This window comes from Microcystis sp. T1-4, assembly GCF_000297435.1.
In the GTDB taxonomy this organism is placed as follows: domain Bacteria; phylum Cyanobacteriota; class Cyanobacteriia; order Cyanobacteriales; family Microcystaceae; genus Microcystis.
Map to the genome: position 1 here is coordinate 1 of NZ_CAIP01000167.1, position 5,123 is coordinate 5,123.

Below are 5,123 nucleotides of genomic sequence, written 5' to 3' on the forward strand. Positions count from 1 at the left end.
TAAGTTGGGGTGTGGGGTGTGGGGTGTGGGGTGGTGGGTGTGGGGTGTGGGTGTGGGGTAGTGGGGTAGTGGGGTAGTGGGGTAGTGGGGTAGTGGGGTAGTGGGGTAGTGGAGCATTTGGCTGAAATTTCCCTAAACCCCTAAATCCCTATCACCCTATCTCCCGACTCCTGAATTCTGACTCCTGACTCCCGACTCCTAACCCCACAACAAACTTTTTGCCGCAAACCTTACTTATAAGCAGCAATACACTGTTCAACTAAAGCGGTTACTGCGTCCACATCTTTCCAACCGAGAATTTCTGTGACTTTTTTCTCTAGATTCTTATAGGTTTTGAAAAACTCGGCGATTTCCTCCAACCGATGGGGAGAGACATCTTTGAGAGATTTTACCTCTGCATAACGGGGATCTTTAGCGGGAACACAGAGAATTTTTTCATCGCGATCACCACCATCGATCATTTCTAACATACCAATGGGACGCGCCGTAATCACACAGCCGGGGAAAGTAGGCTGATCCATGATCACCATACCATCTAAAGGATCGCCGTCATCGGCGAGGGTATTGGGAACAAAACCATAATCACAGGGATATTGTACCGAAGAATAGAGAACGCGATCGAGAGCAAAGGCGTTTAAATCCTTATCAAACTCGTATTTATTCTTACTACCGGCGGTAATTTCCACTAAAACGTTAATTAAACCGGGTTTCGGTTGGGCAGGAATGCGCGATAAATCCACAAGCTTTCTCCAAATACAAGACAATAGCGCCTTTAGAGTGACCTAAAAGCGCAAGCAAAGTTAAAACACACTTTAATTAACTCCGATCCAAATTTTACCCATAAGGGGGATCGGGACGAAGAAAAAAAATTTTACCTTGGCAATCGTCTATCTCAATTCTGTCACCTCATTTGCCTCGTTAGGGAGTAGGATGTGTTACCGGTAAGGGGTTCTTCGGTATAGTTAGGCGTGGAGTTATATCCAATCGCTAACAAGGGTAACGTTAGGGTCAGAATTGCGATCATGGTTCCGAGTAAGTTGGCCCACCTATGACTAGGAGGTTCGGAAGTCTTCCCTGACGGGTTGCTGGATTCCATAAAGGGGTCGTGTTGAACTCGACAAGTAAAGAATACGAGAGATATATAGAGCAGTCAGCTATCGGCTTTTAGCTTTTAGCAAATTACTGCTATTTTTTGCCTTTGGGCTTGGTTAACGTCTCGTGAGCAAGCGAAACATTAACAGCAATACTCTCCCTACTAATTATATTTTACTCATTTTTTTCCAAGAGTTCACTCTGATACTTTTCTTGACGATCTCTCCAGATCATGGTCTGTTGGTGTTCGTCCCTGTGGCACTGTGGGTGCAAGCATTGCCTCCTTGTCTGATCCCGAAATCAAGTTGTTTCCTACTCAATCCACAAAAAAAATGTCTGAAAAGCCCAAATATTAAGCGATTCAAACATTTTCTCATTGCAATCGGAGGGTGATATTGACTTTATGTCTTAACTTCGAGCTTACGATAGAAGGCTGCCTGTTAATGTAGCCTATTTAACCAAAATATCGATTTTTTGCTGATTTATCGGGATAGACAATCACCTTTTCTTAAAATTATCCGAGTTTAGAGATAATTGGTTAGCTAATATCCCAACAGGTCGGGCCTCAAAGACTGGCAAGGCATCCTCAGTCCTTGACTTGTCCTCGAGAGCGGAATTAATCTACCAATATTCACATCATAACTCGATCGAGGGGGAAAAACCAAGAACCTGGGAGAAAATTGCCGATTACTCCCGGCCAAGATTACTGCTCAGATCGCCCCAGATAATGCCGTCAGTCATTCTTCAGCGAGAAACCACCTCGTTAGAGGATTCCGATTCTAGGGGGAGAGAGGGTTTAATTATCCCGTGTTTTGTCTCCTCCGGTGTCACTTGACGGATAACCTCCAAAGCTTCCTTGATCATTACCGCCATGGGAACCGCGACAATCACCCCCAGTAAACCGCCCACTCGCGCCCCTGTCAAGACCGAGACCAACACCCAAAAGGGATTCAACCCGGTGACACTGCCCAAAATCCGGGGAGCAATGCCGTTTTCGACAATTTGCTGCACCACTACCGCCACGGCTAAAACTTGCAGAGCTAAACCAATATCGCGCAAAGCTAGTAAAGCTGTCACCGTGACAATGCCGACGGTTCCCCCAAAAGGGATTAAAGCGATGGTGCCAATCAAGAGGCCGAATAGGAGACCAAAAGGGACTTTAATCGATAAAAATGCCGTGACTAATCCCAGGGCCATGCAGGTGGCACAAATTACCTGTCCGACAAAGTAATTCTGAAAACTTAAGCGTAGGGTTAGGGAAAAGGGTTGTTGGACGGGTTTGGGCAACCATTGGATAATACTCCTCCAGATATCGGGACTGTGGAGAAGTAGATAAAAGGTGAGGATAATGGTTAGCAGCACATCAAGCACTCGCACCACGGTAAAAACGGTGAGATTAAGGGCTAAATTAACGCTTCTTCCCGCGAGAATTTGTAATTCTGCCCCTAAACGACTGTTAAACTGAGCGATAACACCATCGAAACTGATGGGAATCGGTAGATTCATCGTGTCGATTTTGGTATCTAGTTGCATCAGTTGGCGCTGTCCCGAGTCTAACCATTCTGGCAATCTGTTGACGAATTGCTGCGCTTGGGTGAAGACTAGGGGAACTAGGGTTATTCCCACGGCCACAAAAATTAAAATCGTGATCAGGGAAACCACGATCGCCGCTAAACCCCGTTTTAATCCCTGACGTTCCAACCAAGTCACCGGATAACCCAAGAGAAAAGATAGAACGGCCGCTATCAGTAAAATAACAAATAAAGATTCAAAATAGCCAAAAATTGCCGATAATGCCCAGGCATTCAGGACGATAAGTGGTGCAGCTAGAGCAATCACCAGTAAGCGAGATAAGGAATTCAGAGATTGCCACCACGTCTGAACCCAATTGCGTTTCGGGGGAACGACTTTAACTTCCACCATGAAGCCTCTTAAAAGGTTTGTTTCAATACTTGTATTCTGACAGATCGAAGCCGAACCCGCTAAATGATTGCTTTTTTATCAATTTTTTTTCTGAAGTATTTCTAGATTCTTGCGGAAAGAAGGGGTAAGCGGCCCTACTGCTCAAAGACTATTGATCAATAGCACCTCCTTGAGAGTCGAAGCGGGAAAATCCCTCTTTGGATTATTGATAATTTCACCTCTCTCTCATAGCATTTTTCTTTATTCGTGGCAGGTATCCTACTCCCCTCTCCCTCCCTTGCCACCCCGATGTGGGGGGGGTGGGGTTGAGGGTAATTAACCATCTCTGCCATTACTTTAGAAAAATGGTATGAACCAGTGCCATTTCAGGAATGACAAAATTAAATTCACACTCTGGGAAGAGGGAAAACCAGAACAGGGAAGGGAAAAATATCTGTAATTAATTCTGTCGGGGTAGTTAGAAAGGAATATCGTCTAAATTTTCCTCCACTGGTGTGTCGCTAGGTTGCCAAGGGGAAGGATTAGAAAGTTCATAGGATGCGTCGTATTCAAAATCCCCGGTGGAGACAGGTGCGACGGGTTTTTCCACCTCAGTTTTATTCGATTTGTAGGTATTGATTGGCACGACTTTTTCCGGAGTCGGGGCTGCCATTTCCCCGCTACTCATGCTGCCGTCAAGATGATAGAGATGACTAATGACTAATTCGGCCCGTTTTTCCTTAAAACCTTCGGGACGATCGATCGTCTGCATCGACAGACGACCTTCTAAAATTACCTGATCACCTTCATTATAGTTCTGAGCGACTTCTGAGGCCAAATTTCCCCAAGCTACGGCCCTTAAATTAGTCGGGGTTGCCTCGGCACGATTGGCAGAAAACTCGACTAACATTTGAGCATAGGGAGTTTGATTATCTTGGGTATAACGTAATTCGGGACGACGGACAATTTTAGCCATTAAAATGCAACTGTTCATGGTCGAAAATTAGTCTAAATTTTTTTGATAGCACCATTGTACTGAAAAAGTACAATGATCACCACTGTGGAGGTTAGGGAATTTTATGGGACTCTGGTTAAGAAAAAATCTCTTTAACACTTGGTACAACGTCATCTTAACCCTTGCGGGTCTATTTCTCAGCCTCTGGAGTGGTTTCAGTTTTCTCGATTGGGCGATAACTCAGGCAAAATGGGCTGTAGTCACGGAAAATCTCGGTTTATTTGTGGTCGGTCGTTATCCCGATCAGTCAATATGGCGTATTTGGCTGATTTTAACGATAATTGCGGCTTTATCGCTGTTTTCTTGGCAATTAACCCGGGGTCGCTTCCCCAATTGCCCCGCTTTTCTCCAACGCTGGTGGGGATTGCTCTGGTTATTGACTTTACCTTTAATTGCTTGGTTACTATTGGGAGGATTATTTTTAAAGGCCATTCCCCTCGATGATCTCAGTGGTTTAATCTTAACTTTATTAGTAGCGATCGCCAGTATGATTTTATCTTTCCCCTTGGGGGTATTATTAGCCCTGGGGAGACAGAGTGAATTACCGGCAATTCGTTGGCTATCTATTGGCTATATCGAATTATTGCGCGGTTTACCTTTGTTGGGAATTTTATTCATGGCTCAGGTGATGTTACCTTTAATTTTACCCGCCGGGACCAGACCAGAACGGGTGATCAGAGCGATTGCCGGATTTACCCTTTTTGCAGCAGCCTATCTGGCCGAAAATGTCCGGGGTGGTTTACAAGCGATTCCCAAAGGTCAAATTGAAGCGGCCAAAGCCTTGGGTTTAAAACCGATTTTCGTTTTATTATTGATCGTTCTACCCCAAGCTTTAAAAGCGGTCATTCCCGCTATTGTTGGTCAATTTATCAGTTTATTTAAGGATACTTCTCTACTGGCGATCGTGGGACTGGTGGACCTCTTGGGTATGGCAGGCTCGGTTTTAGCTAATCCGAAATTTATCGGCGATTATCCAGAGGTTTATCTATTTTTGGCGTTTATTTACTGGATTTTCTGTTATTCTATGTCCCTAGCCAGTCGTAGGTTAGAACAGCGTTGATTCGGATGTGGGGGAATTATGAATTATGAATTATGAATTAGGGGTGTGGGGGAA

The 5,123-nt window shown here is 44.8% G+C and carries 4 protein-coding genes; 1 reads left to right on the top strand and 3 read right to left on the bottom strand.

The window, feature by feature from the left end:
- Nucleotides 1-230 precede the first annotated feature (230 nt).
- The 3 genes from MICAI_RS09990 to MICAI_RS10000 form a co-directional block, all read right to left on the bottom strand.
- Nucleotides 231-740, bottom strand: a complete 510-nt coding sequence (locus MICAI_RS09990) for an inorganic diphosphatase (RefSeq protein WP_002760578.1) — start codon at nt 738-740, stop codon at nt 231-233.
- A 1,096-nt stretch (nt 741-1,836) separates the two neighbouring features.
- Entirely contained in the window at nt 1,837-3,015 is a 1,179-nt protein-coding gene (locus tag MICAI_RS09995; RefSeq protein ID WP_008201177.1) for an AI-2E family transporter, read from the bottom strand.
- 457 nt (nt 3,016-3,472) lie between these two features.
- Entirely contained in the window at nt 3,473-3,988 is a 516-nt protein-coding gene (locus MICAI_RS10000) for a single-stranded DNA-binding protein (protein WP_008201180.1), read from the bottom strand.
- Between the two features lie 85 nt (nt 3,989-4,073).
- Between MICAI_RS10000 and MICAI_RS10005 the strand changes: the two genes are divergently transcribed.
- Nucleotides 4,074-5,069, top strand: a complete 996-nt coding sequence (locus tag MICAI_RS10005) for an amino acid ABC transporter permease (protein WP_008201181.1) — start codon at nt 4,074-4,076, stop codon at nt 5,067-5,069.
- The last annotated feature ends 54 nt before the right edge of the window (nt 5,070-5,123 follow it).

Coding starts and splice junctions, on each gene's coding strand:
- MICAI_RS09995 (WP_008201177.1), bottom strand. CDS start 3,015: ATGGTGGAAGTTAAAGTCGTTCCCCCGAAACGCAATTGGGTTCAGACG.
- MICAI_RS10000 (WP_008201180.1), bottom strand. CDS start 3,988: ATGAACAGTTGCATTTTAATGGCTAAAATTGTCCGTCGTCCCGAATTA.
- MICAI_RS10005 (WP_008201181.1), top strand. CDS start 4,074: ATGGGACTCTGGTTAAGAAAAAATCTCTTTAACACTTGGTACAACGTC.